The sequence below is a fragment of the Sulfobacillus thermosulfidooxidans DSM 9293 genome (assembly GCF_900176145.1).
In the GTDB taxonomy this organism is placed as follows: Bacteria; Bacillota; Sulfobacillia; order Sulfobacillales; family Sulfobacillaceae; genus Sulfobacillus; species Sulfobacillus thermosulfidooxidans.
Map to the genome: position 1 here is coordinate 1,490,108 of NZ_FWWY01000001.1, position 26,553 is coordinate 1,516,660.

23 protein-coding genes are annotated in these 26,553 nt (G+C 49.4%); 17 read left to right on the forward strand and 6 right to left on the reverse strand.

The annotated features are described in order from the left end of the window. The first annotated feature begins 68 nt into the window (after positions 1–68). The 5 genes from B8987_RS07550 to B8987_RS07575 all read left to right on the forward strand — a co-directional run bounded on the left by B8987_RS07550 (position 69) and on the right by B8987_RS07575 (position 4,696). Positions 69–1,658, forward strand: a complete 1,590-nt coding sequence (locus tag B8987_RS07550; protein ID WP_020375475.1) for an APC family permease — start codon at positions 69–71, stop codon at positions 1,656–1,658. Positions 1,659–1,768: 110 nt separating this feature from the next. Next, positions 1,769–2,248, forward strand: a complete 480-nt coding sequence (locus B8987_RS07555) for a universal stress protein (protein ID WP_020375476.1) — start codon at positions 1,769–1,771, stop codon at positions 2,246–2,248. Positions 2,249–2,608: 360 nt separating this feature from the next. Further along, entirely contained in the window at positions 2,609–2,998 is a 390-nt protein-coding gene (locus tag B8987_RS07565) for an Hsp20/alpha crystallin family protein (protein ID WP_020375478.1), read from the forward strand. A 193-nt stretch (positions 2,999–3,191) separates the two neighbouring features. After that, positions 3,192–4,103, forward strand: coding sequence for an acetamidase/formamidase family protein (locus B8987_RS07570; protein ID WP_020375479.1), 912 nt, complete (start codon positions 3,192–3,194; stop codon positions 4,101–4,103). Between the two features lie 206 nt (positions 4,104–4,309). Then, the gene (locus B8987_RS07575; RefSeq protein ID WP_020375480.1) at positions 4,310–4,696 is read left to right on the forward strand and encodes an Hsp20/alpha crystallin family protein; all 387 of its coding nucleotides are present in this window, start codon (positions 4,310–4,312) and stop codon (positions 4,694–4,696) included. Positions 4,697–4,986: 290 nt separating this feature from the next. On the opposite strand, the gene B8987_RS07580 is transcribed toward B8987_RS07575, so the two are convergent. Continuing rightward, positions 4,987–6,375 carry an MFS transporter gene (locus tag B8987_RS07580; RefSeq protein WP_020375481.1) on the reverse strand — a complete coding sequence of 463 codons (1,389 nt, stop codon included), beginning with the start codon at positions 6,373–6,375 and terminating at the stop codon, positions 4,987–4,989. Between the two features lie 281 nt (positions 6,376–6,656). Between B8987_RS07580 and B8987_RS07585 the strand changes: the two genes are divergently transcribed. The 4 genes from B8987_RS07585 (at position 6,657) to B8987_RS07600 (ending at position 9,616) form a co-directional block, all read left to right on the forward strand. Further along, positions 6,657–7,379 (forward strand): VIT1/CCC1 transporter family protein, encoded by a 723-nt coding sequence (locus B8987_RS07585; protein WP_020375482.1) that lies wholly within the window; start codon positions 6,657–6,659, stop codon positions 7,377–7,379. Then, positions 7,376–7,567 (forward strand): hypothetical protein, encoded by a 192-nt coding sequence (locus B8987_RS07590; protein ID WP_020375483.1) that lies wholly within the window; start codon positions 7,376–7,378, stop codon positions 7,565–7,567. Before B8987_RS07585 ends, B8987_RS07590 begins: the two co-directional genes overlap by 4 nt. A 62-nt stretch (positions 7,568–7,629) precedes the next feature. After that, positions 7,630–8,718, forward strand: coding sequence for a molybdopterin-dependent oxidoreductase (locus tag B8987_RS07595; RefSeq protein WP_020375484.1), 1,089 nt, complete (start codon positions 7,630–7,632; stop codon positions 8,716–8,718). Positions 8,719–8,755: 37 nt separating this feature from the next. Further along, positions 8,756–9,616, forward strand: a complete 861-nt coding sequence (locus tag B8987_RS07600; RefSeq protein WP_020375485.1) for a PhzF family phenazine biosynthesis protein — start codon at positions 8,756–8,758, stop codon at positions 9,614–9,616. Here B8987_RS07600 and B8987_RS07605 read toward each other — a convergent pair. Then, a complete protein-coding gene (locus tag B8987_RS07605) occupies positions 9,613–11,715 on the reverse strand; it encodes a transglycosylase domain-containing protein (RefSeq protein ID WP_100217907.1) in 2,103 nt (700 codons plus the stop codon). The two genes, B8987_RS07600 and B8987_RS07605, sit on opposite strands and share 4 nt — an antisense overlap. A gap of 289 nt (positions 11,716–12,004) precedes the next feature. On the opposite strand from B8987_RS07605, the gene B8987_RS07610 reads away from it, so the two are divergent. From B8987_RS07610 to argS, 4 genes are all read left to right on the forward strand, one after another. Continuing rightward, positions 12,005–12,466: a pyruvoyl-dependent arginine decarboxylase gene (locus B8987_RS07610; protein ID WP_020375487.1), complete on the forward strand. Its 462-nt coding sequence runs from the start codon at positions 12,005–12,007 to the stop codon at positions 12,464–12,466. Between the two features lie 68 nt (positions 12,467–12,534). Beyond that, a complete protein-coding gene (speE, locus tag B8987_RS07615) occupies positions 12,535–13,347 on the forward strand; it encodes a polyamine aminopropyltransferase (protein WP_020375488.1) in 813 nt (270 codons plus the stop codon). Beyond that, a complete protein-coding gene (speB, locus tag B8987_RS07620) occupies positions 13,344–14,201 on the forward strand; it encodes an agmatinase (protein WP_020375489.1) in 858 nt (285 codons plus the stop codon). Before speE ends, speB begins: the two co-directional genes overlap by 4 nt. A gap of 16 nt (positions 14,202–14,217) precedes the next feature. Further along, positions 14,218–15,885 carry an arginine--tRNA ligase gene (gene argS / locus B8987_RS07625; protein WP_020375490.1) on the forward strand — a complete coding sequence of 556 codons (1,668 nt, stop codon included), beginning with the start codon at positions 14,218–14,220 and terminating at the stop codon, positions 15,883–15,885. Between the two features lie 195 nt (positions 15,886–16,080). Here the strand turns inward: argS and B8987_RS07630 are convergent, their stop codons facing one another. Next, positions 16,081–17,220, reverse strand: a complete 1,140-nt coding sequence (locus B8987_RS07630; protein ID WP_020375491.1) for a hypothetical protein — start codon at positions 17,218–17,220, stop codon at positions 16,081–16,083. A gap of 406 nt (positions 17,221–17,626) precedes the next feature. Here B8987_RS07630 and B8987_RS07635 point away from each other — a divergent pair, with 406 nt between their 5' ends. The 3 genes from B8987_RS07635 (at position 17,627) to B8987_RS07645 (ending at position 21,592) form a co-directional block, all read left to right on the forward strand. Continuing rightward, complete coding sequence (locus B8987_RS07635; protein ID WP_020375492.1) at positions 17,627–18,064, forward strand: MarR family winged helix-turn-helix transcriptional regulator; 438 nt, start codon at positions 17,627–17,629, stop codon at positions 18,062–18,064. Positions 18,065–18,293: 229 nt separating this feature from the next. Continuing rightward, positions 18,294–19,868 carry a malate synthase A gene (gene aceB, locus B8987_RS07640; protein ID WP_020375493.1) on the forward strand — a complete coding sequence of 525 codons (1,575 nt, stop codon included), beginning with the start codon at positions 18,294–18,296 and terminating at the stop codon, positions 19,866–19,868. Positions 19,869–19,981: 113 nt separating this feature from the next. Further along, positions 19,982–21,592 (forward strand): L-lactate permease, encoded by a 1,611-nt coding sequence (locus tag B8987_RS07645; RefSeq protein ID WP_242940645.1) that lies wholly within the window; start codon positions 19,982–19,984, stop codon positions 21,590–21,592. A gap of 69 nt (positions 21,593–21,661) precedes the next feature. On the opposite strand, the gene B8987_RS07650 is transcribed toward B8987_RS07645, so the two are convergent. After that, positions 21,662–23,308 carry an APC family permease gene (locus tag B8987_RS07650; protein ID WP_020375494.1) on the reverse strand — a complete coding sequence of 549 codons (1,647 nt, stop codon included), beginning with the start codon at positions 23,306–23,308 and terminating at the stop codon, positions 21,662–21,664. A gap of 432 nt (positions 23,309–23,740) precedes the next feature. On the opposite strand from B8987_RS07650, the gene B8987_RS07655 reads away from it, so the two are divergent. Beyond that, entirely contained in the window at positions 23,741–24,151 is a 411-nt protein-coding gene (locus B8987_RS07655; RefSeq protein ID WP_139793496.1) for a hypothetical protein, read from the forward strand. 30 nt (positions 24,152–24,181) lie between these two features. On the opposite strand, the gene B8987_RS07660 is transcribed toward B8987_RS07655, so the two are convergent. Continuing rightward, positions 24,182–24,775 carry an HNH endonuclease gene (locus tag B8987_RS07660; protein WP_020375496.1) on the reverse strand — a complete coding sequence of 198 codons (594 nt, stop codon included), beginning with the start codon at positions 24,773–24,775 and terminating at the stop codon, positions 24,182–24,184. A 261-nt stretch (positions 24,776–25,036) separates the two neighbouring features. After that, entirely contained in the window at positions 25,037–26,530 is a 1,494-nt protein-coding gene (locus B8987_RS07665) for a nitrilase-related carbon-nitrogen hydrolase (protein ID WP_020375497.1), read from the reverse strand. Between the last annotated feature and the right edge of the window lie 23 nt (positions 26,531–26,553).

Consider the following 26,553-nt stretch of genomic DNA (forward strand, 5'->3'; position numbering starts at 1 on the left):
ATAAGGAACCGACCCTTTTTTATGACGTGAGCTCAAGATAAGAGAAATAGACAGCTGAGGTGAACATCGTGGGCCGATCTTCGTTAAAGCACGAGTTACGCTTGATTGATTTGGTTATGGCCTCATTAGGCGGCATTATTGGTTCCGGATGGTTATTTGGGGCATTATATGCTGCTAATGTGGCGGGTCCCGCCTCGATTCTATCGTGGGTTTTTGGGGGGATCGCGGTCATATTCATTGGGTTGATTTTTGCCGAATTGACCGGGATGCTCCCGGAATCGGGTGGAGTTGCCCGTTATCCTCATTATTCGCATGGGCATTTAACCAGTTTTATCATGGGATGGGCGATTTGGATTGGCTATGCGGCAAGCCCGGCGATTCAAGCCGAGGCGATGGTGCAATATAGCGCGCATTATATTCCGGGTTTGTTTAATGCCACGACGAATACCATAAAGCCGCCAGGTCTTTTATTGGCGGCAGTCTTAATGTTTATGTTTTTCTTGATTAATTATTTTGGGGTACGGTCATTTGCCCGGGTCAATACCCCCTTAACATTAATCAAGTTCATTATGCCGACATTGACCATCATCGTGTTTTTGGCAACCGGGCTTCATTGGCATAATCTTCATGTTCAACATTTTGCGCCATATGGCAGTGCGGGAGTTCTTGAGGCCATTGCCACCTCGGGGATTATTTTTTCGTATTTAGGATTTCGCCAAGCCGTGGATTTGGCGGGTGAGGCGAAAAATCCTCACCGTGATGTCCCCCGGGCGATTATGTTGTCGATCGGGATTGGCATTGTTTTGTATTCATTACTGCAAGTGGTGTTTATTGCCGCAGTGCCCACAGCAGATCTTCGGCAGGGATGGGCTCATCTTGCCATGGCGGCACCTTTTGCCCAATTGGCGGTGGGACTGAACTTAGGATGGTTAGCGGCCTTGTTGTATGCTGATGCGATTATATCGCCGACAGGTACGGGTAATGTCTACTTAGCGTCCACTACCCGGGTGCTTTATGCAATGGCGGAAAATGGCTATTTACCCAAAGTGTTGGCCAAAGTCGACCCGAAAACCGGTATTCCGGTTGCCTCATTGATTCTGGCATTTCTGTTAGGCCTATTGTTTTTGGCTCCCTTTCCGGCATGGAACCAACTGGTCAGTGTGATTTCTTCTGCGACGGTTCTCACCTATATTATGGGACCCGTTTCAGCGGCCGTATTTCGGCAAACAGCGCCAGATGCCCCCCGCTTCTATAAGGTGCCAGGGTTGTCCATCGTCGGTCCTGTGGCTTTCGTAATGGGATCTTGGATCATCTACTGGACGGGATGGAATGTCGATTGGAAATTGTTATTAACAATGCTAGTGGGGGTAGTCCTTTATGCCCTGTTTGCCTGGCTTCTGCCTGAACAAATTGAAAGGCCATCTTGGCAGTCGGTGAAATCGGGCATCTGGTTGGTGGTGTATTTGATCGCCATGTTAGCCATGTCTTATGGCGGTTCCCACCGCTTTGGTTCGCCATATAATCATCACAAGGGGTTAATCCACTTTCCTTATGATCTGATTGTGAGTGCGCTGATTTCCCTCGCATTTTATTATTGGGGTGTGGCCAGCGGATACCCGACTTCCCAGTTGACCGAAGCGTTAGAACACCGCGCATAAGAAAAGACAATTGAAAGCACGACGCAGGATGTCATATATGCTTGCCGAGCTTGTGCTATCTGTCATAATGATGAGTAAATCATGGAGAAGAGAAAGGGGTCAACTGTTTGATGTTTACCAAGGTCGCTGTTGCCGTCGATGGATCGGAAGCGAGTTATCATGCGCTTAGTAAAGCCCTGGAAAGGACGGGGGATGAGGGACAACTTCTTCTTATCGATGTAAAAGATATTGCCGCATTTATTCAACCGATGTCATTAGGTACGACTTATGGAACGCCGGTAGCTACAGAAAATTTGCAACTGCTTCTCGACGAGTGGGATAAAAATGCTGAGGCCGTTCATCAAAAGGCCCAAAAAATGGTGGAATCGACCAAGATCCATGCCGAATGGCGCATTGTTACCGTGGAAGAAGGAGAAGGGACGGCAGCGCAGGCCTTTTTTGATGCCGCGACGAAATGGGGCGCAGATGTCATTGTGGTGGGTAGACATCAAGGATCCCGCTTTATTGAAGGAATGTTTGGCAGCTTTCCCCGTTGGCTGGTGACTCATTCAACCCTTCCCGTATTAATCGTGCCGCCTGCTGCGAAATAGCAGGGAAGTTCCAAAAGTGGATAGAACAGGGCGCCTTGCCTTGTTCTTTTTTCTTTGACTCGGTGGATCTTTAGCCTGGGAACTCACCCTAAGGGTGAATCATGGTCTTGTGGTGGCATAGTGCCCCCATTTACCATTGTTATCCCTCCCAGCAAAACAAGCGATATCGTCAAAAACAGAGTTAGACTCAACACCATGCGTGCGTTTTTATGCATAAAATCAAAACCTACCCGTGAAAGGCTCGCCAATGTATTTCGGGAAAATTTGTCCAAAAAAATTTCCAAAACTTCCTTGACATCACGACCAAATGGTCTTAATATAAAGTCAACGAAAGACAAAGTCACAAAGGAGAGGTGAAGTATGATGACCATGTGGGATGAACTCTTCCGGCCATTAGAACAAATAGATTTTGTGCCTGCAACCAACATTGTGAAAAAAGATGATGAGTTTGCTGTGGTGTTGGCGGTTCCCGGTTACACAGAAGAACAATTGAGTTTAAGTATTGATGAGAATGTGTTAGAGATTCGTGCGCAAGGCGCGGCGCCATCCGAAAATGAAGTGTACTTGCGTCGGGAAATTCGACAACTGCCCTTCCGGTACCGGGTGGAATTACCCGAACGGGCGCAAGTAGACAACATTAGTGCGGAATTAAAAGCGGGATTGTTGACAATTAGAATCCCCTTGCAGCCTAAGAAAGTCATTCCGGTGAAAATTCTTGGCAATGACGCCACGAAGAGTATTGAGGCTTAAACGGAGTCTGAGGCCTCAACCTCGGTGAGGCCGGAAATTGACGGTGTCTATCATGAATAAGTCCCATGCCTAAGGATTTTGGTATGGGACTTTTTTTGTGGTCATGATGATTTTTCAGCTGAGGGCACAGCAGGAAAGCGGATGAAGTTGTCGAATGAAAACACCATGGACAAAACGAAAAGGAGAGAGTGTTATGCGGGAAATCTATCCTGTGGCCCCCTATCCGTATACATTCGGACGTTATCACGAACCGATTGCCCAAGTAAAACTCAACGAGATGGTCGTATTATACACCGAAGATTGTTTCGAAGGCCGGGTCCAGTCGGAAGAGGACTTGCCTAGCGTCGTGGCGGGCAAGTATCTGAATCCTCAAACCGGCCCCATTTACATCGAGGGAGCCGAACCGGGCGACCAACTCGTGGTACATATTCATGACATCACGTTAACCCGGGACTGGGCGGTGAGTGCCCAAATTCCTTTTTTCGGTGGGCTCACAGCCACCACGCTGACGGCAACGCTGCAAGATCCCTTACCGGAAAAAGTCTGGATTTACCGTAAACAAGCGGATGGGCGTTTTGCCTATTCGGATCGATTTTCTATTGCTCCCGCACCTTTTATGGGCACCATTGGGACGGCTCCCGATTTAGAAGCCTTATCCGCCTTAACGCCCTTTATGCATGGGGGAAATATGGATGTTCCCGATGTGAAAGCGGGCAATACGGTCTATTTGCCGGTGAATGTTAAAGGAGCCTATTTTTCGACGGGCGATTGTCACGTAGCGCAAGGGGAAGGCGAAGCGTGTGGCGTGGCATTAGAAATTTCAGGAAAAATTACCCTGTCCTTTGATCTGATAAAAAACCGACCCATTAGCTGGCCGCGTATCGAGTCCCCAGAAGAAATTATGACCGTGGGCAGTGCAAGACCTATGGAAGATGCAGCGCGCATTGCCTACAGTGAATTGGTCAAGTGGTTAATTCAGGATTTCCACTTTGATAAATGGGATGCCTATCAATTGGTGAGTCAAGCGGGCAAATTATATGTGGGCAATATGGTCGATACGTATTACAGTCTCGTGGCCAAGCTTTCTAAAGAATTTTTGACGTGAAGCAAGGAGTATAGCCACAGGGGATTCTTAGGAAGAGGGCCTGCCATGATGATTGCAAAGCGATACCGGTCCTCTTTTCTTGTTGCCTATGCCAAACCATCCTCATCTTCTAAAAAATTTTTTTCCAAAATTACTTGACAGAGGAAGGTCATGGATCTAATATAAAGTCAAAGAAAGACAAAGTCATAAAGGTGAGGTGAGCAGTCATGACGATGTGGGATGAACTCTTCCGGCCTTTGGAACAAATTGATTTTGTACCAGCGACCAATATTGTAAAAAAGGACGACGAATTTGCTGTGGTCTTGGCCGTCCCGGGATATACAGAAGATCAATTAAGCTTGAGCATTGACGATAATGTGTTAGAGATTCGTGCTCAAGGCGCGGCGAGCACCGATAACGAAGTGTATCTGCGGAGGGAAATCCGGCAATTACCCTTCCGTTACCGGGTGGAATTGCCTGAAAGAGCTCAAGTGGATCAGATCAGTGCGGAATTAAAGGCGGGATTGTTAACCGTCCGAATTCCGTTGCAAGGGAAGAAAGTGATTCCGGTCAAGATTCACAGTGTGGATACGACCAAGAGTCTCCAAGCCTAAGGTCGAACTTAACCCCTGCTGAACCATGTGCAGGGGTTTTCTTTTGTCGTTTTTGATATTGTAAAGAGAGGAGCAGCGATATGAAGTCTGGTATTTTAGGCCCGGGAGCTCTTCGGGTCGTTCCCCAAATGGACCACAAGAACTTCCATTCACAGCGGGCGATAAAGAAATGAGGAGCGAGCTTTGAAGGGCAATTGCGCAATCACCGTATTCGTCCTGATGGGAGCATTCGGCACACCATGCTTTATAGCATAATCGACACCGATGGCCAGCCGTACGCGAAAGACTCCTTAAACGCCTTGAGTTTTCCGGGACCAAGGTGTGAAAAAAGAACTGACAAATGCAAGCACACTGATAAAGGAGAGGGCAACAAACAGCGTTTCACTGGTGCTCAGCGTGACTAGCATGGCAGAAAGCGCAGCGGCAGAGACAATGGCACCCAGATAGCGCAATAACATGTATGTGCCAGCGATAGTGCCTGTATGCGAGGCGGGCACAGACTCAATTACGGCTTTTTGTAAGACGACATTGTTAATGGCGTAGCCAAATCCTAATAAAATCGCGGCGGCAAAAAGCATGATGGTCGTGAGGTGATCGAGATCTACCATCAAGACACTGCCTATGAGGGCAATGCCTGTGCCCCCGATTAATGGGATGCGCCGGCGTGAACCTTGGGCAAAGCGCCCTCCCCAAATGGATCCCACAGCCATGGCGGCAGACATGGCGAATAAGACGAGAGCGGTATCCATGACGCTTGAGTGCCGATATTCTTGTAAAAAGGTCGGGATGCCAAACAATCCGGCATAAAAAACTACATTGAGCAGTACCGTTAACCCGCTATATAAGCTAAAAGACCTACTCCGAAAAAGCTTAACAGGGATAACGGGATGTGTTCTATGGCTTTCCACCATAATGAACACTATGGTGAGCAAGATAGCGGCCAGCAAATCGAGCCAGGCCATCGAACTTTTCATGCTATTTGACCATATTAGCCAAAGGACCATGGTGACCACAAACAGCAAGGTTCCTAGGGTATCAAAATGCATTAAGGCGGGTTGGGATCGGCCCCCAGAGGGTTTGACCCGGCGAAGCCCTAACCATAAAAGTCCTGCGGTGAGAATGACTAAAGGGGCATTGAGCCAAAAAATAGCCCGCCAATCAAAGGTTTTAACCAGAAAACCACCGATGGTGGGGCCGATGGCGGCTGCGACGCCGATGCTCATACCGATCCATCCGAGAAACTGACCTTGGCGCTTAGTTTGGTAAAGGCGGACAAGGCCGATGGCATTAGGATACAAGATGGAAGTGGAGACAGCTTGGATAACGCGCCATAAAACCAATATGCCGTAGAACGGGGCAAATGGCGCACCTATGGCGGTAATGAAAAGTAAACCAAGACCAAGATAGACCAGACGGTTATATCCTAAAACGTCCCCGAGATCGCCCGCGATCGGTTGGGTAATAGCACTCCCCAAGTAGAATCCAGAAATAATCCACACAATGGCATGAGATGTCAAATGAAACTGCCGTAAAATTTCGGGGATAGCAATCGAAATCGTTGATGAATTGACGGCATTTAAGGAGACACCCAGTAAAATCGCCAAAGTAAACGGGAGAGCATTAACCGAACGTGAAGTGAAGGAGTCCACGTGTTGAGGCGAAACCGAATGTTGTGACATCACTAACCCTTTCCCGATGAGAACACATTGACACGGGTTGTGCCTTGTCCACTATACAACCGGACATAATTTTTAGGGCAGACGAATTTCCCATATAGTGATATAGGCTCTGCCTATGACTCATTAAAGAATGGGGATCTTGTTCCGGTGCTGCGACAAGACTGATTCTCATTTGCTTTAAGGCGAATAATGCATTCCTTCTCCGTATAATGGCGCTGGAAGATAAACAACTGCGCTATCCAGTTTCCATGAGACAGACAATAGGGAGGAGGGATTATCCGGTGCAACCGCTTAAGACAACTGGGCACTCAGAAAAAGTGCGCCATACGCCGCAAGCACGTTCTATCCGGGAAGTGGTCTTTGGCGTGAACGATGGTCTGGTATCCATTACGGGACTTGTTGTTGGGGTCAGTGCCTCGCATATGGGTTCTCATCAAATTTTGGTAGCGGCTATTGCGGCGGTGGTGGCGGCATCGGTGGCAATGGGTTTAGGGCAATATTTATCCACGGTGGCCCAAAACGAGTACTTTCTGGCTGAGCGTTCTCGCGAAATGAGGGAGGTTCACGAGATTCCGCAAGAAGAAGTGGCTGAAGTAGAAAGTATTTACCGGGCACAAGGATTTTCTCATGATCAAGTGGAAATGTTGACACGGCACATTACCGCCGACAAAGATCGCTGGGTGGATTTTATGATGAAAGAAGAATTGGGAATTGTGTTGGATAGCATGGATAATCCTTGGACCTCTGCCTTGATTATGACTTTAGCGGTCATTGCAGGATCCTTACCGCCCGTTCTTCCGTTTGTTATCGATACTAATACGACCACGGCGTTGACCTGGGCTATCGTTTTGGCTTCAGTAGCCGCATTTTCCTTAGGTGTCCTCAAATCGATCGTGGGGAGGACGTCTTGGATCAAAGGCGGTCTGCAGTTTTTCTTTGTGACGGCCATAGCTATAATTATTGGCATAGCTGCGGGACATGGATTAGGAGCGCTCTTAACATGATGCATGACCCCTATACTCAAGGGCTTGCCGATCTCTTAGCGGAAGAAGAAGCCTCTGGCGCCGAATGGTTTGCGCCAGAATGGCAGGCCCTTTTTCATGCGCTGGCCATTTGGCAAATATCTCTAGCCCAAGAATGTGATGCGATAAAATTGTGGCTCCTCCGCCATCCACGATTTTTAGGGAAATAACATCCGTTGCATGACATCTTGTCGTATTCCTAAGTAAGAATATAACCGAAGGAGTGCGCGAGATGAGCATGAGTCCGTTTTACCGGCGTCACTGGCGACATGCAGCCATTTTGGGATTGATTGTATTAACCGGATTCGGGTTATTTTTGCCCGAGTGGCGGAAAGCTGCTGGCAATCATTTTGCCCTGGTCCAAACTATTCACGAATGGGGCGGACTATTTTATGGTTTGGCGGTATTAGGTCTTGGTGGCATGTTTTATCCTTGGCCCACGAAATCGCCGGCCAAGTCGCCGGGATTTACCCGTTGGGCTTATTTTTTCATCGTCATGCTCTTCATAAGTGGAGTTGGGCTCTTAATTGGACCCTCATGGACCCGGTCGATTGCTACGGTGACTCACGCAATTTTTGCCTTTGTGTTTGTTGGCTGGGTTGTATGGCATTTAGTTGCGCATATTCCCATCCGCATTGGCAAGAAAAAACCTTTTACATTGTCTTTGGCTCGGCGTCATTTCTTAGGATGGGTTATTGGTACAGCCGCTACGCTGCCCGTCCTGTGGTCCTTACCGTCACTGGCCAAAGTGGTGAGCGGGCGGACAATTCAACAAGGTGAGGTGCAAGGGGCGTTGCCAGGCTTCGTGCCCTATACCGTGACAAATGGCTACCCTGCAATTGATCCCGCCACCTATCATTTGGAAGTGAATGTGCCAGGAAACTCCATACGGCTTAGTTACGAGCAGTTTAAGGCTCTGCCGATGATTGAGCGCAAGATCAATTTTCAATGCGTAACGGGTTGGGCTGTTGACGGGGTGAGTTTTTTAGGGGTTGACTTGGAAAAGTTTTTGTTGAGCAAGGGATGGGATCCAAAAGAAAAGCCGTGGGTGCTCTTTTATTCCGCTGATGGGGTATATACCGAATCCTTAAGTGCTGAACAAATCCACCAATACCAACCTCTAATAGCGTGGCAGATCGATCACCGCCCCTTACCGCAGTCCCAAGGATTCCCGCTTCGTCTTTTGGTTCCGGGAATGTATGGATATAAATCCATAAAATGGTTGTATAAGATAGATTTTGCGGACCAAGACGTATTAGGATATTGGGAGCAGCGTGGATATCCCGAAAATGCGTATTTGGGATCGTATAATGGACTGTAATCGAGACAGCGTGCAAAAATGACAAAGGAGAATATTCGTGCCGAAACGACAATTGCCTTTTATGCAGGTGGACGTATTTACGAGTCGTGCGTTAGGGGGAAATCCTCTAGCCGTATTCTATGATGTTCCCAGTTCTCTTGACGTTCACACGATGCAGGGCATTGCACGAGAAATGAATTTATCCGAAATTGTGTTTGTGACCACCAAACCGGATCAAGAAGGTCATTACCGGGTCCGAATTTTCACGCCTTATCAGGAACTGCCTTTTGCAGGTCATCCGACATTAGGGACATACTTTGTGCTAAAAGCCAAAGGGCTGTTGAATGGGCAGGGAATTCAAACCACTCACGCTGGAGATACCTCCTGTTTTCAAGATGATCAAGAGTGGGTATGGATGATTCCGCCAAAGGGCCATGTGCGCAGTCTGCCTGTGAATGCGACCCGGTTGGCCGCCGCCTTAGGGGTAAATGATTTATTTTTGAATGAGATGATGCCCCCAGCCGCATGTGGCACAGGGTTAGATCAGTTGATTGTTTTTGTTAACAATCCCCATATCTTGCCGGAACTGGAGGCGCAATTTCCGCGCATCAAGGCTCTTCAAAAAGATTTAGATGTCCAAGGTCTCTATATCCTAGCCATGGTGGGGGCAGGACATTACCGGGCCAGGTATTTTAGCCACGAAGGTGAAGATCCCGCAACCGGATCGGCCGCGGCAGGCTTTGGTACGTATTTATTGCAAAGTGCAGGAGAAACGGCCATTCGCCGGTATGTGGTCGAACAAGGGCAGGATATGGGGCGTCCCTCGGAAATTCATGTCCGTCTTAACGCCCTCTCCTTGGGTTCCCTTGAAGTGGGCGGTCGCGTGTCGCCGGTGATCGAAGGTCAATTCTTTATTTAAGGTGTGAGCGACTTCAAAATTTGCTTAAGCAATTGTTCGTTTGAAGAAGCTCCTTGGTGTGGGGAATTCTTCTTCTTTGACTTGGGATTGGTCCCACTGGAAGAATCCCCTGAGCAGCCTGGACTGACCTCAGTAGGCGTATGTCCTTTGATGAACACTTCGCGGTAGGATGTACAACAGCCATTGGCCAATAAGCCTGTTCTGACACAGACCGATTTCCAGACGATGCCCGGCGGTTGTTTAAAGGTCAACTTGGGTTGGTTGGATAGCGCCATGCGCATAAAATGTGCCCAAATGGGGCCGGCGCCCAAATCACCGGTCAGACCTAAGGGAGAATCATTGTCATTGCCCACCCACACGGCGGAAGCGAGCTGGGGGGTATAACCGACCAACCAGGCATCACGTTGTTGTGAGGAGGTCCCAGTTTTGGCCGCTGCGGGTCGATTAATAATTGACCGAAGATCGTGCGCAGTCCCTTGGGGATTTAATAAAGGGGCTGTGAACAAATTCGTGACCACATAAGCGACCTGGGGACTTAAGACCCGGGTCAAATGCGGGTGATCTTGAAATATCACTTGCCCATTTTGATTGACGACCTTAAGGACACCAAAAGGTCGCACGCGGCTACCGCCATTAGCCAAGGTACTGACTCCTCGTGCCATTTCATAAGGCGTGACAGAGGAAGATCCGAGTGCTGTGGTCAGGTTGTCCGCTAAAGGACTCTCAATGCCCATTTCATGGGCCATATGAATCATCGCTGGCGGACCCACCGTGTTCATCCATTTGACCGCTACAATATTATCGGAATACGCAATGGCCCGACGTATGGTTAAAGGCCCGTTATAGACATGTCCAAAGTTGTGGGGGACATACCATTTGCCGTGGCCAGCTGGGAAACGGACGGGAGCCGAATCTTTGACCGAAGATGTGGGATATCCGTCGTTAATGACCGTGGTATATAAGAAATATTTCATGGTCGATCCGGGTTGGCGAGCCGCTTTGGTTGCCCGGTCGAGAGAGGTTTTGGCAAAATCATCCCCACCGACTAAGGCCTCAATATAGCCGTTTTGAGGATTCATCGCGATAAGCCCGACTTCTGGTTCTGGCACACCGTTCACATCGGTGGTACTCGGCATATACCAGGCAACGGCGTTTTGCGCGGCTTGTTGCATGTGCCAATCCATAGTGGTGGTAACCCGGTAGCCGCCGTCATAGAGGTGACGTCCAATGTGTGGGGAAAGGCTCATTAACTCATCGGCAATAAATTTGGTAAAGTAAGGAGCCCGGTCACCCAGAGGGGTTGAACGGCACAAGTTTAATGGGGCTTGTTCGGCGATAAGGGCTTGCCTAAGCGTAATATAGTGAAGTTTAGCCATTTGCTGGAGCACGAGATTACGTCTTGCTAGGGCGGCTCCTGGATGAATATAGGGATCATAATAGGTGGGGGCGTTGACCAAACCGGCCAATAAAGCGGCTTCTGGTAACGTCAGCGATTTGACGGAATGACCAAAATAAATCTCCGATGCGGCTTCAACGCCGTAAGCTCCTTCACCGAAATACACGTCATTGAGGTACATAGTGAGAATTTGGCGCTTATCAAACATTGTTGACAGCTTAAGAGTGATCAATAATTCCTTGAATTTCCTCGAGAAGGTGCGTTGGTTACTTAAATATAAATTCTTGGCCAGTTGTTGCGTAATCGTACTTCCGCCTTGAAGAATTTTGCCATTGGTCAGATCAACGATGGCTGCTCGGACAATGCCAACGGGATCAATCGCGGGTTCAATCCAGTAGGTGTCGTCTTCAATGGCCACGAGGGCATTTTGCATGGCTGGAGGAATTTGTTGATAGGGTACTGGCATGCGATTTTTTTGGCCGTAGAGTACGGAGACCAGCTGCCCATGCTGGTCATAGATCATCGTATCGGCAGGAAGCTCGGGGATGGGCAAAGCTAACCAGGCCACTGGTAACACCAAAACCGTGGCGCCGATGACGAGGGCTGGGAGACTCACTAGGGCCGCAGTATTGACGATTTTCTTTTTGACCCGTTGCATGAACTTGGGACGGTGTCTTTGCCGTTCCCGCCTCGATTCCATCATTATCCTCCTAACAGCGTCTTTCTCCAGGAAGGCTATCCCTGGTTAGTATTGCTGGTCGTACAAAAAACATTTGATCCATTAAATGGACGGACAGAAGAAGCAGCTGAGGGGAGTCGCGTAAAAACGCATAAACGTGCATGAAAAGATGCTAAACGGCCACAATGTCATTGTCAGCAGCCTTCCGACGTGAATTTACGGTTTATTTGCGGAATGCGGTCAGAAACATTGTATTCTTGACGGCGTTTGTTATAATTTGCAAGGAAATTTGTCCGCATAAGGAGGCACACTGGTGCTAGACACACCGAAGAAATTTACATTAATTGCAGGGTCGGCCGAAGGACCCAGTCGTTTAAACGCGTTTGACAATGCATTGTTAGCTGCTGGTATTGGGAATGTCAACTTGATCCGTGTCAGTTCGATTCTTCCTCCCAATGCTATTGAAGTGCCCCACTTGGAGATTATCCCGGGGCAATTAATGCCGACAGCCTATGGCACCATTACATCCGAGATCGCGGGTGAGACGATTTCGGCAGCCGTTGCGGTGGGAATCGGCGAACAGGATGAATATGGTGTTATCATGGAATTTTCTGGGCGTTGTGGGCAACAAGAAGCCGAAGAGACCGTCACAGAAATGGTGCGCGCGGCGTTTCGGCAACGGCAAAGGGAACTCAAACGCGTCATAGTGCGGGCGAAAGAACACCAGGTGCAATCCATCGGTTGTGCATTTGCCGCCGTAGCGTTGTGGTACTAAGGGGAACGGAACAATTTGGTTAGACCACCAGTCCTTGACTGGCGTTGGGAAAGGCAGGACGATGACTGATGAATACGTGGTTTACTGAGCTTCAAACCCGTAATGTGAGCCTAGGGCTCCGGATTGAGGATGTGCTATGGCATGAAAAGACCCCATACCAGGAATTAGCGGTATTGCAAACTGAGGCATATGGCCGCATGCTGGTCTTAGATGGGGCGATTCAAACCACCATTGTCGATGAGTTTGTCTATCATGAAATGATTACCCATGTGCCCCTCCTTCTTCATCCCAATCCCAAGAAAGTCGCGGTGGTAGGGGGCGGGGATGGCGGTGCCATCCGGGAGATTTTGAAGCATCCGAGTGTTGAAGAGGCGCATCTCATTGAAATCGATGAGAAAGTCGTCGAAGCCAGCAAGCGATTTTTACCCGAAATTTCTGAAGCACTGGATGATGAGCGGGCCAAAGTACATTTCACCGATGGCATCGCTTGGATGAAAGAAGCCCGGGATTATGATGTCATTATGGTGGATTCGACGGATCCTGTGGGACCGGCTGAGGGACTATTTGTTCCGGAATTCTATCAAAGCATCTATGACGCATTAGGTCCTGATGGGATTATGGTGGCGCAATCGGAATCGCCATTTTTAGAGCCTGACATTATTCAACGGGTTATGGCCGGGGTTTCCAAAGCGTTTCCCGTGGCGCGCCTTTATTTGGCCAGCATTCCCACCTATCCTTCAGGACTCTGGAGCTTTACATTGGGGTCCAAAAAGCCCTTACAAAAACCGAGGCAGGCCACGTTTAAAACGCGTTACTGGACCCCTGAAATTCAGACCAGCTGTTTTCAGTTGCCCCGTTTTGTGGAGGATTTAATTCGGTGACGACGTTATTTAGCAAAACGGACACATTTCTTGGTATGAACAGCGAATGGAACGCGGCTGATTGGATTTACTTTGGTATCCCGATGGACTTTACCGTTTCCTTTCAGCCGGGATCTCGTTTTGGCCCCTCCCGGGTCCGGGAAGCCTCTTATGCCATTGAGACATACTCATTAGCCCAAGATCGGGATTTAGAAACGATCAAGGTACATGATGCCGGGGAAGTCGAACTGCCTTTTGGAAATGTGACAGAAAGCCTGGAACGAATCCATCAAGCTGCCTGGTCGGTGATTTCTGAAGATAAAAGGTTTTTTGCTTTGGGGGGCGAGCATTTAGTCAGTCTTCCCCTCGTTCAAGCCTTGGTCAAGCGGTATCCCGATTTGGTGATTGTGCATTTTGATGCCCATGCCGACCTGCGCCAAGACTATATGGGGGAAACCTTGTCTCATGCCACGGTGATGCGGCGCATCTGCGAATGGATCAAACCAGGTAATCTCTATCAATTCGGCATCCGCTCGGGGACTCGAGATGAAGTACAATTTGCCCGGGAATTTGGACATTTGTACCCGCATGAGGTGTTAGACCCCTTAAAGCATGTCCTGCCTGAGTTGCAGGGCCGCCCGGTCTATGTCACTATAGACATTGACGTGATTGATCCGGCGTTTATGCCCGGAACGGGAACGCCAGAACCCGGCGGGATTTCATCGCGTGAGGCGCTTGAAGCTGTTCGATTGCTCAAAGGTCTTCAAGTTGTGAGCATGGACTTAGTGGAAACGATGCCCGCTTACGATTTGTCCCAGCGCTCGGCTGTGTTGGCCGCCAAATTAGTCCGGGAAGCATTATTGGCAATAGGCTAACAGGGGGGAAGTACTCGTGACATCCCGTTTGGATAACGCGCGCGAGGCGATTACTCGGGCGATTACGGCATGGCTCCAACAAGAAGGATTAGACGCCCTAAAGGACCGGATTGAAGTGGATGTGCCGACTGAGGAGGGGCATGGCGACTTAACATCTAGTATCTGCTTAAGGATTGCGAAAGAGGCCAAGAAAGCCCCTCGTCTGTTGGCACAAGACATGGCGTCAAGTCTGGCGTCTCATCTGCGTGATCTGGTAACGGAAGTGGAAGCAGCCGGACCAGGATTCTTAAACTTTACTCTTTCCACCGCATGGCTGGCTCAGGTGGTCAATGATATTCGCGTGCAAGGCTCCGATTATGGACACAGCGACTGGGGCCAGGGCCAGCGGGTTCTCATTGAATTTGTCTCAGCCAATCCCACAGGACCCTTGGTGATTGTCAGCGGCCGGGCGGCCGCTGTCGGCGACAGCCTGGCCCGAATCTTCAATGCCAATGGATTTCGTGCTGACCGTGAATTTTACGTTAATAATGCCGGTAACCAAATTTTGAAACTGGGGCAGGCCATTTATCTGCGCATTAAAGAGCTTCATGGTGAACCAACCCTATCATGGCCGGAGGGTGTTTATCCAGGAGAATATGTCATTGATGTGGCTAAACAATTTCTTCAGGCCCATCCTGATTTTACGGTGCCAGAACCCAGTGACTCCGTCTATGAGGAACTAGGCCAATTTGGCGCCAATTATTTGCGCCAAGTGCAAGAAAACGTTTTGCGCCATTTCGGTGTGGAATTTGATCACTGGACATATGAAAAGGATTTACGTGATCAAAAAGCGCCTGAAGCCATTGTAGCCCGGTTGGAGAGTCTAGGCTTTGTTAAAGAAGAAGACGGGGCAAAATGGTTTGTTTCTACGCAATTTGGGGATGACAAAGACCGGGTCCTCGTCAAATCCGATGGGAGTTACACGTATTTTGTCCCGGATGCTGCGTATCATGCACAAAAATTTGAGCGGGGCTATGACTGGGTTATTGATTTATTAGGTCCTGACCATCATGGCTATATTGGCCGAATGCGGGCCCTGGTTCAGGCTTTGGGATTTCCTCAAGATCATCTCGAAATTATGATCATTCAACTGGTTCGGCTTGTTCGCGACAATGAAGTGGTGCGCATGTCCAAACGGGGTGGACAATTTGTAACCCTGGAAGATCTTATTGAAGAAGTGGGAGTGGATCCAGCCCGGTATTTCTTTTTGGAGCGCGCTCCGAATACCCCAATGGACTTTGATTTAGGGTTGGCGGAATTGAAGAGCAATGAAAATCCGGTCTACTATATTCAGTATGCTGCAGCCCGGATTCATAGTGTGCTTCGCCAGTGGCGGCAAAGTCATCAAGAACCTTTTACGTGGAATCCGGCCTTATTATCAGCTCCTTTAGAACGCCGCCTATTATTTGTCTTGGCCCGGTTTCCGGATGTCCTGAAACGGGCGGCGATTGACCGAGCACCGCAGTACTTGCCCAAATATTTGACCGAGTTAGCAGGGGCTTTTCATTCTTTTTATCGGCAACACCGCATCTTGGAAGAGGATCCGGCTCTCAGTATGGCCCGGATTGCCTTAAGTGAAGCTACATTAATCGTGATCTCTTCAGGTCTACAGTATTTAGGAATTTCGGTTCCGGAAAGCATGTAAGATCTTTGGCAAAGACCAAAACATGGAATGCCTGGCGTCAAGGTTTGTAGGGCGCCAGGCATTCTTGCATAAATGGTGCGTGATGATGACTATCCCCGCGTTACTCATTAACCCCAAGAAGGGAGTATCTGGGGAGAGAAAAACAAGCCACGGGGGAAGAGGACAACACGTTCGTGGCTTGTTGTGATAAAGAGTTTATGAGGCGTGAGTGGATGACGAGAATTTGTGGAAGTCTTGGTGGTTCCACGCTCCATGCATCGGCATACCCGTATGGGTGACCATCTGGTCGATCCAGGTGCTCAAATGGGCCTCAATCTTGGTGGCTTGAGTCTGGGTCATTTTGCCAGCCGATACAGCCTGATTAATCCGGGCTTTGGCATCGGCTAGCAGGGTATTTTCTAGTGCCGTAGCCGAAGATCCATGATCCTGGGCAATGGTGGCCAAGCTATCTCCCGCTTTGAGATCCGCTTTCAGCGTGCTCGGTGAGATGTTCAGGTCTTTAGCCACGGTGGGAAGAACATGTCCCATCAGGCCGAAATGGTGCCTCTTATGGCTCCACGGGCCATGCATAAAGCCTGGGTGGGTGACGATCTGGTCGATCCAGGTGCTCAAATGGGTCTCGATCCGGCTGGCTTGAGTCTGGCTCATTTTGCCAGCCGATACGGCCTGATTAATCCGGGCTTTGGCATCGGCAAGCAGGATATTTTCTAGTGCCGTAGCCGAAGACCCATGATCCTGGGCAATAGTGGCCAAGCTATCCCCCGCTTTGAGATCCGCTTTCAGCGTACTCGGTGAGATGTTCAGGTCTTTAGCCACGGTGGGAAGAACGTGTCCCATCAGGCCGAAATGGTGCCGCTTATGGCTCCATGGCCCATGCATAAAGCCTGGGTGGGTAACCATGCGGTCAATGCGGGTACTCAAATGGGCGTCAATCTTGGTGGCTTGAGTCTGGGTCAGTTTGCCAGCGGACACAGCCTGATTAATCCGGGCTTTGGCATCGGCTAGCAGGGTATTTTCTAGTGCCGTAGTCGAAGACCCATGATCCTGGGCAATAGTGGCCAAGCTATCCCCCGCTTTGAGATCCGCTTTCAGCATACTCGGTGAGATGTTGAGCGCCTTGGCCGCGTCGACCATCATGAAGCGGCCAGCGAAACCGTGTTTCCCGTGATGCCAACTGTGCCTCTGACTATTTGACGCGGGAGCCTTAGCATTAGCAGACAGCTCTATATTTTGAAGCGTTGATCCTGCAGGCGTTTCCCCATGAAGAACACCCGTGAGTGAAGCGCCTCCCGCGACTAAAAGGCCAGCGGCCAGAATTGTGATGGATTTCATCATACGGTGTCACACTCCTCAGCAACTTGTGGGGCTTGGTTTAACGCCCCTATATAGTAAACCCAAGAGTTGTTTCCAAGTTGTTGCTAGTGCCTGAAGAGTTGCTGAAAAAAGTTCATAAAGTGAACTATTTTTGCCTTCAATTTGCTGGTGATGACTCAGGGAGGAGATTTCGGGGCTGCCCAAGACATGTTAAGAGTAAAGAAAGATAGTTGAGAGTGGTGACTTTATCCCGCCTCAATCTATAGAGAAAAACATGGGAATTATTGTGTTGTGGATGCCTTTGTGAATGGTCTTGATTGATGCACCATGAGAAGACTAAAGGAATATGGCATAATACGAAGAGAAAACGTTAAGAACAGGTAAAACCCGATAAGGAACTAGAAGAAGGAGACGAAGGAGGCATATATTGGCCGAACCCGATATTTTAGACGAGCTTGTCATTGAAGTCGAACGGTTCATCCGCACAGGCTGGCGATGGCGTGCTCAGGCATCTTTTTCCTCTCTTAATGGCGCTGAGGTGCGCGTGTTGATGATTGTATCCCGCCATGGTCAGATGAGTGCTTCCGATTTAGCCGATAAGATGGGAGTGGGGCGGCCTGCGACCTCGTCCGTCATTCGGCGGCTGCGCAATCAAGGATATCTTCAGCAACAACAAGATACAGATGATCACCGCCGTCATTTACTGTCCTTAACCCCGAAAGGCGAACAGATGGTGGAAGAATTGCGGGGCATCCGCCGCAAGATTTGGCATGATCATCTCCAAGCGCTGTCCGTCGATGAACAGCGCTTATTACTGCAATTGATTAAAAAGATTTCTGAATCAGCTTTGGCATCCAAGGCATAGTCTCATACATGTCCCGTCATGGTCCTTAATGTGGTGGAGGAGTTGTGCGTGTTACCCGCATTCATTTCGTCCGGTACGTTTGGGTTATTGGTTGCCGTTCTCCTTCTTTTGGCCTCATCATCTTGGCATTTCGCCCCAAATAACTAGATGAACCCCTTGATGTGTCATTAATATACGGGTGGTTCATCATTACAGCATTGATTCAAGGCCTTTTATGGAGGGGAATCCCATGGCAGTGATCATCAACGGTCCGGATGTCCCGGGACAAGACCAGATTCTGACCGAGGACACGTTAAGCTTCTTAAGTGAACTGCATGCCCAATTTGAAAAGCGCCGCCGCATGGTGCTCCAGCGCCGCCAATCCATTCAAGACGACCTTCTTAAGGGTGGAAGGCCAGATTTTCGCAAGGACACCGAAGCCATTCGTCAAAGAGATTGGGAAGTCGGAAATATTCCTGATGATCTCTTAGATCGGCGCGTGGAAATCACGGGCCCAACAGATGCCAAAATGATTATCAATGCCCTAAACTCGGGGGCTAAAGTGTTTATGGCCGACTTTGAGGACGCCAATAGTCCCTGGTGGCAGAATATGATTCAAGGTCAAATCAACCTGACCCGGGCGATAGCACGCACACTGACTTATACCTCGCCCAAGGGCGATCACTATCAATTAAAAGACCATCTGGCAACCTTGATAGTGAGACCCCGGGGTTGGCATTTGGACGAAGCCCATGTTCTTGTAGATGGTGAGCGAATGTCCGCATCGCTTTTTGATTTTGGCGTCTACGTCTTTCACAATGGACACCATCTCGTTGAACAGGGAAGTGGCCCTTATTTTTACCTGCCGAAGTTAGAAAATATGGAAGAAGCACAATTGTGGAATGATGTTTTTGATTGGACCGAGAAGAGGTTACGCTTGGCCCCAGGAACGATTAAAGCGACGGTGCTCATTGAAACCATCTTAGCGGCTTTTGAGATGGAGGAAATTTTGTGGGCGCTTAAAGATCATATCGTGGGTTTAAATGCGGGCCGATGGGATTATCTGTTCAGCATTATTAAGAAATTTCGCCACCGGGGTGATGTGTTAGCAGCCGATCGTCAATCAATTACGATGACGGTCCCCTTTATGCGGGCCTATACCGAACTTTTGGTGCGGACTTGCCATCGCCGGGGGGCTTATGCGATTGGAGGAATGGCCGCTTTTATTCCCAGTCGGCGCCATCCGGAAATTAACCAGGTGGCTTTAGCTAAGGTGCGCGAGGACAAGGAGCGTGAAGCCCGTGACGGATATGACGGCACGTGGGTGGCGCATCCTGATTTAGTGCCGGTCGCGATGGATGTCTTCAACCAAGCCCTTGGGGAGGGCAAAAGTCAAAGGCACCGGTTGCGGGATGATGTGCATGTGAGTGTCTATGACTTGTTGGACTTTAGGGTACCTGGGGACCAGAGAACCGAAGAAGGCTTGGTTAATAATGTGGCGGTTGGCATCCAGTACCTGGCGTCATGGTTTGCTGGTAATGGGGCCGTGGGACTCTATAACCTCATGGAGGATGCTGCCACCGCGGAAATTTCTCGCGCGCAGGTATGGCAGTGGGTGTTACACGGGGCATCTTTAGATCATCACAGTCCCTTGACCCACGAGGCGGTCGATCGGGTGATCCAACAGGGTGTTCAGCAATGGGGAGAGCAGTGGGAATATCTGCCGCAAGCGGTGGAACTCTTCCGGGAGGTCGCCTTGTCGCCCCAGTGGGTGGACTTTTTGACACTACCCGCTTATGAAAAGTTATTGAAAACCGGACGTTAAAGGAGGGGAAACCCTCTTTTACCAGCTTCAAAAAAGAAAGAACATTCAGTCAACTATTGCTCGATCGTTTTATTCCTAGCGCATGAACTACGCCGATGATAAGAGGAGGCACAATGGTGTTTCATCAAATCTTAAATCCCGCACATCATGTCGCTTTGACCGCTATTTTAGCCCTCATTCCGTTTGCGGTGCTGCTGGCCTTATTGGCGGGTTTTCGCATTACGGCCTGGTTGTCGGTGATCGTGGGATCCATCGTCACCCTCGCCATGGCGATTGGGGTCTGGAAAATGCCCCTAGGCACAGGACTTCATGCCTATTTTTTAGGCAGCCTGACGGGCTTTTGGGATATTGATTGGATTACCTTGTGGGGCGTGGTGATTTTCAACACGCTGACCTTAACGGGAATATTTGACACGTTTAAAACCTGGTTAATTAGTCAAGCGACGGCCGATATTCGCGTGCAAACCATTTTGTTAGCGTGGTCACTGGGAGCACTGCTTGAGGGATTGGTCGGCTTTGGCTATCCCTGGGCCGTCATGGCGCCGATCTTGATTGGGTTTGGCATTGTCGAATTAGATGCCATCCGCGTGGCCGCCATTGCGAATAATGCCCCGGTGTCCTATGGCGCATTAGGCGTACCGATCATTGCGCTGGCGGCAGTCACCGGGCTGCCGTTATTAAGCTTGTCGGCTTCTGTTGGGAAAATTGTGGCCCTATTGGCCTTATTGCCGCCGTGGCTCCTCATTTATTTAGTCACCGGGAAAAAAGGCTTACGGGATGGCTGGCCTCTGGCTGTGGTGGGATCGCTATCCTATATTTTGGGACAATTTCCCGTATCGCAGTGGGTGGGACCCTATTTGCCAGATGTTACGGGATCGCTGGTTTCCTTTGGCGCGTTGTTGCTGTTCTTGCGGGTGTGGCGTCCGCGTCACATTTTAGGGTATGGCGGCGTCGAACTGGATGAAGTGGCGGCAGCGGGTCCAGATTTGCCCCGGCTCAGTGCCAAAGAGGTATGGCGCGCTTGGATGCCTTTCATTGTCTTGATTGTTGTGGTGGTGTTATGGACAGGGCCGTGGTCTCCCTTGCCGAAAATTAGCTGGCTCCTCTTGAAAGTGACCGGGATTTCTTCCATTTCTCACAAGGTCATGGACGTCGAGTTTAGCTTTACCCCTTTTGTTGGCGGTACATCGATTTTGGCGTCGTGGCTCGTGATCTTGCTCTTTGTCCGACCTCAGGCAGCCATTTTGAAACAAATCTTTCAAAAAACGCTCTATCAAATGTGGGGAGCCATTGTCGTGGGCATTTTCATTTTCGGCTTAGCAGATGTTTTTAATTTTTCGGGGATGGCGGCCTCTTTAGCGTATGCCTTTAGCCGAATTGGACCGGCCTTTATCTTGTTAGCTCCCATTTTGGGATGGATTGGGGTAGCCCTGTCAGGGAGTAATACCTCAACGAATGCCATGTTTGGCGTGATGCAAACGTTAGTGGGCAAACTCTTGGGATTTCCCATCTTGCTGCTTCCCTCCTTGAACTCTGTTGGAGCGGAAGTCGGCAAGCCGATAGCGCCTCAAACGGCGAGTGTCGGGGTCTCAACCAGTCAATATGTTCGGAGTGAAGGGGCGGTGATTCGCCACAATTTGGGCTGGACGTTAGTGGTCTTAGCCTGGCTGATTGTGGTGGGACTCTTGTATTACTTCTTGGCACCCGGATTAATGCGGTTGTAATTCACAAATTCACGAACTATTGGCTAGACAAACGGGCCTTAAGTTATGTTTTAAGGCCCGTTTTGCATGTTAGTGGCGGTGGTGGTGCAAATCGGCCACAGATGATGCGTGATCCTCTTTACCGGCTGTTAAAGACTCCTCGAGCCGTTCGGTTAAGTCCCTGGTCCGGTAGCCACTTTGGACTCCCCAGTAATAAAAGGCGAGAGAGAAAAGGGCGACGACCACCAAATCCCAAGGATAGGGGATAATGCCTTTCCCATGGTTGGCGGGTGAACCAAAAATGCCTGATCCGATATAGGACATGACGAGCATAAATAACAAGAAGACAATAAGCCAAGCGGCCGATTTGACGGATTGTTTATCCGGGCGGGCAATTTCTTGGGGAGCGGTGAAGCCCGCTAACAGGTAGAGAATCAGGCCCGCTAAAATTATGCCTAATAAGGGTGCATTGGTATTCCAACCCGTCCAATAAATGATTAATGATCCCCCGATAAAGGCTAACGGGGCAATGAGCCCTAATCCGCCAAGACGCACCGGGCGGGCATGATGGATGGCCGTGCGGCGAAATACGGCCGCTGAAACCGGACCCGTAATATATGTTAAGACGGCGGCTGATGATGCGACCGCGACCAATGCCTGCCAGGCGGGAAAGGGAGCGAGAAAAATAATCCCGACAATAAGTCCAGCCGTTAAGGCCGAAACGGGCACCCCCGTTAAGGGATCTACTTTGCGAAAAATCTTTGGAACATGACGATTTTGGGCCAAAGCGTACAGTACTCGAGGAGTCGTTGCCATATACACATTGCCTGTTCCTAAGGGAGAGATGATGGCGTCGGCAAAAATTAATACGCCAAACCAGGCCAAATTTAAGGTAACGGCCAACTGGGCAAAAGGAGCACTATAGGACAGGCTTTGCCAACCATGAGCGAGGACGGACGACGGGACTGCGCCGATAAATACCACTTGTAACAGGGTATATAAAGCAATGCCGATAATTAGCGACAAGATAACCGCTAAAGGTACATCACGTCCCGGATTTTTGGCTTCTCCGCTCAGATCGACGGCCTGGCGAAATCCGAGATACGAAAAGACCACCCCGGCCGTGGAGACGACTTTCATCATGCCAGCACTGCCGCCGGGCATAAATCCATCAACATGGAAGTTCCGGGCGTGGAAGCCAAAAATAAAGAAGAGCACAATCGTTAACGACGGCATGAAGAACTTTAGTAAAGTCAAGGGCGTGTTAACCCGAGCAAAGGTGCGGACGCCAAAATAGTTAATCGTGTAAAACACAATCATAAGGCCTGCGGCGGTCATGAGTCCCAATAACGAAATGGTTCCGTGAGCGCCTTTAAACGCGGGAATGTAACTTTGGGCATAGGTCACAACCGCTTCAGATTCCACAGCAGGTAATGCCGAATAGGCGACGAAGGCGGCCCAGCCAATGATGAAACTGGCCAAAGGTCCGTGGGAATATTGGGGGTAGCGGGCTATAGCTCCCGCCTCCGGTAAAAAGCTACCCAATTCCGCATAGACCAACCCTAACAACATGACCACAATGCCGGCAATAAGCCAGCTTAACACGGCAGAAGGTCCCGCCCCCTCTGCCGCACTTTGCGATGCTAACAGCCATCCGGAGCCGATAATGGCACCTAAAGAAGCCATGGTTAAATCAAGTAATGATAATTCCTTTTTTAAATGCGTTTGCAGTGTCATCACTCCTATATCAAGTCGTCATCATCATTTGGGCAGCATCAAGGGACACGAGATCTTTAGGGATAACGTGTCCAATTTTTTATCTTAGTACGCAGTCATATGCCGTGCCTATCCGCGAATCCGACTAATTTTTACTGTTTTTTTAATTGCTCTTTTCATACAGATTGGACTTGGCTCATTCTTCCCATTCATGGGGATTCTTGTCTCAGAAATGAGTTGGCGAATCCTTTTCTGCATGCTGTCTCAGTACCTCTTCCGGTTTTTGGGTTTTCGTCTGTTTTGGGAACGTGCTATCATGACCATGGTAAGCATGCCTGTCGGGAGATTAGGAAAGCTATTGAAACTACTGGTAAAGATGAAAGGAGGATGCGGTGTTTGTCCCCGTTTTGCGTGATGAGGATGTTCCACCGTGACTGACAAAAGATGAAAAAAATGACGATAATCAGTGCCAGTGCTGCAGTATTCGGGATTGTTGTCATTGGGGCGATCTGGATTGGCACACAAAGTGGCAGTTGGAAAGTGGTGCATGATCAAGGGCAAAGTTTAACCATTCCTGCAACGTGGCATCCAACAGATAATGGACAAGCGTATTTGGAACAAGGGCGTCCGGCAGATGGCTTGTGGTTCTTAAAGGCTTTTTCGTCACAAGAGCTTCCGTCGACCGCCAAAAAGTTACCGAAGGTTGGCCCTAACATTCATGAATGGCAAATCAAAGGAGCGAATCATTTTACCTATTATGCGGTCTGGACGGGACACGATCAAACGCAAGCCATTAAAATCCATGTGCCAAAATCCCAACAAAATCTGGCGCAAGCTGTTTTAGGGAGCTGGCAACCGGGTTAGAGGCAGCAGGATGAAGGAATTATAGAATTTTTACGGGACGAAGAATTGTAAAAAGGGCCGAGGATCGGGATGAAATCGGCTTACAGGCTCTTGAGGTGGCTTGGGTCTGGCAGTGTCAAAGATACCTTGCCGAAATGATACCCAGATCTGCGCTTCCTCCTTACTCGCACAAGATTGGATAGGGCGAGAGCTTAAAGAGGCTTTGGCTTTTAGTAAGGCCTCAGATTCATTGCGCAAAATTTTCAATATCACCGGATGCGTGGGCTTAAATCCTGTCCAGGCGATGAATTGTGAAGGTAAGGCATTGTTACGGGAGTGATTGCAGGAGCGGCATGCAATCACACAATTATCCAAGGTGGTTCGACCACCCCAGGAAATCGGGAGAACATGCTCCAAAGTGGATCCGGGACCGTGACACCATGCACAGGTAAAGCCATCACGTTGGCGAACCAACCTATAAATTTTCCGGTAAGCGAGAGGACGGTAATTGAGATGGAGAACACCGTCAATGAAGCGCGCTAAACCATCACGAAGATTTTGCTCCGCTTTTGCCCAACTGCACGGTGATAACATCTGTCCCCGCAAATCGACGACCGGAACTTTATCTAGGACCGGCTCCTCCATTTGGAATCCTCCTTACAGAATTATTATACCGCAACTTTTTGAGGGCTAAAAATAGAGGAGTCTTCGAACAGGAAAGAATGATGCCTTCGCTCTAGTCATTTAGAACGATAAGCATGTCGGATATGGATAGTTGGATGATGGACATCTGATTGATTATGAAAGAGCGATATCATGACTTTGGCATCTGCAAGAATATCCACACCACTGTGGACAAATGTTGATAAGTCTGTGGAAAAATATGTTCGTGATGCGAAGAGAGTATTATCCTTGCCGTCTGATTACAGTGAGCTTATTTTGACTCACAGGACTTAACGCATCGAAAAATAATTTTTTAGCGCGCTGACCTGAGAGTTCTGCCCATTCCACGGCCGAGACTAAGGGTTTGAGAGACTCAAGTTTTTGCCATTCCTCCAAAAAATGACTTTCTGCGCCGCCGCTGCCAAAAATGAGGCGGTTGGGGCCTAAAAGGCTAATGGTCCGTTGTAATAATTCGACCGAGAGCAAAGAGGTTTCTAAATAAACCTGGGGATAACGTGTGGCTAACATGATGACTTCGTCCCAAAAAGGCGGCATGGTTCCGGCATGCACCATGATGACGGGAACATCGGGAATTTTTTGTAGAAACTCATCCCAAAAAATTGGCGATTCCCACCGAAGCGGCATGGGACCAGGTCCGGTATGGATAACCACGGGCCGTTTAAATCGGGAAATAACCGGGGTCAAAGCCAATACTTCCGGATCATAGGGCAGGTGATGATGAAGTGCTGGATAAAGGTAGGTTCCAGCGGCTCCCTGTTCGAGAAGGGACTCGAGATCATGACTCTGATTTGGAATGCCCGGAGCTAAAGCGAGCCAACGAGGGTTATCTTGAGCGACGTGCAACAATTGCTGGCCAATAAGGCGCGGTTCATGCGTGAGTAAAGCTCCCCAGTCTAGTAAAAGTTTCTTTTCGGCCTCTGGCTCAATGGCGCGCCTGGCATGGCAGGCGAGGCCTGGGGGTGCGGGAGTTAAGGGAATATAATAGGAGACATCCGTCACGCCTAACTGAATTAAGGGGGCCTGGGGGTCTTCGGTTAATAACAGGGTGGGTTCTTCCCCTGCCATGCTGAGTAATCGCCCTTTATGCGAAATCACCGCGCCACCAATATAATTTTGTCCAGCAAAGCGGCCCAATAATGGGGAGACGACGACCGTGCCTTGAATGTCCAAACTGTGACTGACCGCTAATTCTTGTAACTGGTTACGCTCGGCCACATTGCGAGGACTTGTGGCCATCACCACCATATCGGGCTGATAACTGCGCGCATTGTCCCATAAGTCGCCATCTAAGGCGTCTAAACCTAGTAAAATCACAAGTCGGCCAAAACGAGTATGAATGACAGAAATACCCGAACCGGGCTCAAACCAGGGGCGTTCTGTCGGCTGAAAGATGATTTTGGCTTGTGTGCCCACAATCGTTCCATCTTGTTCGATGACGAGCCCTTTTTGTTGCTTTTTAATGGATTCATTATCTAAAACCCTCAAGCTGCCCGTGATGATCATGAGGCCGAGTTCGCGAGCCATGATGCTTAAACTGTCAGTAAACCGGTTCGGAATGACTTCGACAGGATTTAATCCGAGAAACCATTCCGGAAACACAACAATCTCTGCTCCCCGGCTTGCAGCCTGGCGAATGCATTCAACGGCCCGTGTCAGCGCTTTGTCCAACTCCCGCATATAGGCGATTTGGCAAATGGCGATGCGTGGAATAGACATGGATATTCCCCCTTGTGCGTAGG

Bases quoted from the DNA above. Each gene is read 5' to 3' on its own strand.
- speE (WP_020375488.1), top strand. From the start codon at position 12,535: ATGAATACGTGGTTTACTGAGCTTCAAACCCGTAATGTGAGCCTAGGG.
- B8987_RS07655 (WP_139793496.1), top strand. From the start codon at position 23,741: ATGACGATAATCAGTGCCAGTGCTGCAGTATTCGGGATTGTTGTCATT.
- B8987_RS07565 (WP_020375478.1), top strand. From the start codon at position 2,609: ATGATGACCATGTGGGATGAACTCTTCCGGCCATTAGAACAAATAGAT.
- B8987_RS07605 (WP_100217907.1), bottom strand. From the start codon at position 11,715: ATGATGGAATCGAGGCGGGAACGGCAAAGACACCGTCCCAAGTTCATG.
- B8987_RS07570 (WP_020375479.1), top strand. From the start codon at position 3,192: ATGCGGGAAATCTATCCTGTGGCCCCCTATCCGTATACATTCGGACGT.
- aceB (WP_020375493.1), top strand. From the start codon at position 18,294: ATGGCAGTGATCATCAACGGTCCGGATGTCCCGGGACAAGACCAGATT.
- B8987_RS07555 (WP_020375476.1), top strand. From the start codon at position 1,769: ATGTTTACCAAGGTCGCTGTTGCCGTCGATGGATCGGAAGCGAGTTAT.
- B8987_RS07650 (WP_020375494.1), bottom strand. From the start codon at position 23,308: ATGACACTGCAAACGCATTTAAAAAAGGAATTATCATTACTTGATTTA.
- B8987_RS07595 (WP_020375484.1), top strand. From the start codon at position 7,630: ATGAGCATGAGTCCGTTTTACCGGCGTCACTGGCGACATGCAGCCATT.
- B8987_RS07630 (WP_020375491.1), bottom strand. From the start codon at position 17,220: ATGATGAAATCCATCACAATTCTGGCCGCTGGCCTTTTAGTCGCGGGA.
- B8987_RS07575 (WP_020375480.1), top strand. From the start codon at position 4,310: ATGACGATGTGGGATGAACTCTTCCGGCCTTTGGAACAAATTGATTTT.
- B8987_RS07590 (WP_020375483.1), top strand. From the start codon at position 7,376: ATGATGCATGACCCCTATACTCAAGGGCTTGCCGATCTCTTAGCGGAA.
- B8987_RS07645 (WP_242940645.1), top strand. From the start codon at position 19,982: ATGGTGTTTCATCAAATCTTAAATCCCGCACATCATGTCGCTTTGACC.
- B8987_RS07660 (WP_020375496.1), bottom strand. From the start codon at position 24,775: ATGGAGGAGCCGGTCCTAGATAAAGTTCCGGTCGTCGATTTGCGGGGA.
- B8987_RS07665 (WP_020375497.1), bottom strand. From the start codon at position 26,530: ATGTCTATTCCACGCATCGCCATTTGCCAAATCGCCTATATGCGGGAG.
- B8987_RS07580 (WP_020375481.1), bottom strand. From the start codon at position 6,375: ATGTCACAACATTCGGTTTCGCCTCAACACGTGGACTCCTTCACTTCA.